Source organism: Streptomyces sp. NPDC020362, assembly GCF_040642095.1.
GTDB lineage: Bacteria > Actinomycetota > Actinomycetes > Streptomycetales > Streptomycetaceae > Streptomyces.
In genome coordinates this window covers 1-2,391 of sequence record NZ_JBFAET010000438.1, presented here as the reverse complement: position 1 = coordinate 2,391, position 2,391 = coordinate 1, and the positions used below count along the sequence as shown (strand labels likewise).

General features: G+C 68.3%; 1 protein-coding gene. It reads right to left on the bottom strand.

Going from position 1 to position 2,391, the window contains the following annotated elements:
- On the bottom strand, positions 1 to 2,379 hold a 2,379-nt coding region (locus AB0H32_RS47955), incomplete at its 3' end, for an acyltransferase domain-containing protein (RefSeq protein WP_361135944.1).
- Between the last annotated feature and the right edge of the window lie 12 nt (positions 2,380 to 2,391).

The window sequence follows — 2,391 nt, the reverse complement described above, 5'->3', positions numbered from 1 at the left end:
CACCGACACCTCAGCACCCGCATCCACCGCCCGCTCCGTCACCACCACCAACCGCGACCCCGACAGAACACCCGCACCCAACCACTCCCGCACCACACCCAACACACCCACCGCAACACCACGAGCCACCACACCACCACCCACACCACCACCCACACCACCAGCACCACCAGCACCACCAGCACCCACCCCCGCAACCACCACCACAACCTCAGGCACAACCCCACCCCCACCAACCGCCCCCAACAACCCACCCAAATCCCCATACGACACCGCACCCACCAAATTCAGACCACCCACATCACCAACCACCGCCCACCCACCACCAGACCGCTCAACCGACACCCCACCAGACCCAGCCGGCACCCCAGCCGGCACATCCACCCACTCCACACCAAACAACGAATCACGCGTGACATCCGGACCAGCCCCCAGAGCCCGAGCAGACACCGGCCGCAACACCAACGACCCCACCGACGCGATCAACCCACCACTCGCATCAGCCAGCAGCACCGACACACCCTCACCCGAATCCGACGGCGCCACCCGCACCCGCGCCGCCACCGCACCCGACGCATGCACCACCACATCACTCCACGCGAACGGCAACACCAGCCCCTCACGCTCAACACCCAAGCCCATCACGTGCAACGCGGCGTCCAACAAAGCCGGATGCACCCCGAACCCGGCCACCGCCACACCCTCGGGCAGCGCCACCTCGGCAAACAACTCCTCACCACGCCGCCACACCGCGCGCGTCCCCTGGAACACGGGGCCGTAAGCAAGACCGGCCTCCGCCAACGCCGGATAGAACCCCTTCACGTCCACTGAAAGGGCATCGGCAGGCGGCCACTGCGCGAGATCGACGCCCAAGCCCGGGGTGTCAGCAGTATCGGCACAAGCCACTACACCCGCCGCGTGCCGCGTCCACTCCGCCTCCACCACGGGATCCTCGGCCTGTGCATAGACACCAACCACCCGACGGCCGCTCGCGTCCGGCTCATCCACCGTCACCTGCACGCGCACGCCGCCGCGCTCCGGCAGCACCAACGGCGTCTCGATGAGCAGTTCCTCGACCCGCCCGCAGCCGGCTTCATCACCCGCACGCACGACCATCTCCGCCAGGGCAGCTCCGGGCACCACCACGCGCCCGGCCACCACGTGATCCGCAAGCCACCCCTGGCCGGCCGACGACAGCCGACCCGTCAGAACCAACCCACCACTGGCCGGCAACACCACCGCAGCGCCCAACAACGGATGCCCCGGAGTTTCCAGCCCCAGGTCCTCGGCCCGACCCACCGCCGTTGGAGTCAGCCAGTAGTGCTGCCGCTGGAAGGCGTAGGTCGGCAGGTCGCTCCGCCGGGCACCCGTCCCCGCGAAGACCCTGTCCCAGCCGACGGCAACACCCCGGACGAACACCTTCGCCAACGCCGTCAGCAACGCCCGCGGCTCGTCCCGGCCACGGCGCAGCACCGGCAGCCACACCTCGACGGAGTCACCCGCGTCATCCGCCGTGTTCCCGACCCGGGTCTGCGGGCCCATCCCCGACAGCACACCGTCCGGACCGACCTCGATGAACGTCCGCACACCGCTTTCACGCAGCGCCGCCACCGCGTCGGAAAAGCGCACCGCCTCACGGACGTGCCTCACCCAGTACGCCGGATCAGTCACCTCATCGCTCACCACACCACCGGTCAGCGCCGACACCAACGTCAACTTCGGCACCCGATATCCGACCGCGCCGACGACACGCGCGAACTCCTCCAGCATCGGCTCCATCAAAGGCGAATGGAACGCATGCGACACCGTCAGCCTGCGCGTCCGCGCACCCGACTGCGCCAACCCTTCCGCTACAGCAAGTACTTCACGCTCGATGCCGGAAATCACCACGGCTGTAGCGCCGTTGACGGCAGCAATACCGACTCCGGTGTGCCCCTCGATCGCCTCGACGACCTGCTCCTCGGCCGCCTCGATTGCGACCATCGCACCACCGGTTGGAAGCGCCTGCATCAGACGGCCACGAGCGGCCACCACCGCACACGCGTCCTCCAGCGACCACACCCCCGCCACATACGCCGCAGCCAGCTCACCGATCGAATGACCTGCTACGACCTGCGGGCCCACACCCCACGACTCGAGCAGCCGGAAAAGCGCCACCTCGACCGCAAACAGCCCGGCCTGCGCCCACACGGTCTCATCGATCCGGCCACCACCCGGCCACAACTCCTCACCCTCACCACGAACAACCGCCGCCAGCGAACCGTCCAGGTGCTCCGCCAGGCCCGCACACACCGCGTCGAAAGCCTCCGCGAACACAGGGAACACCCCATACAGCCCCTGACCCATACCTACGCGCTGAGCACCCTGGCCCGTGAACACAAACCCGACCTT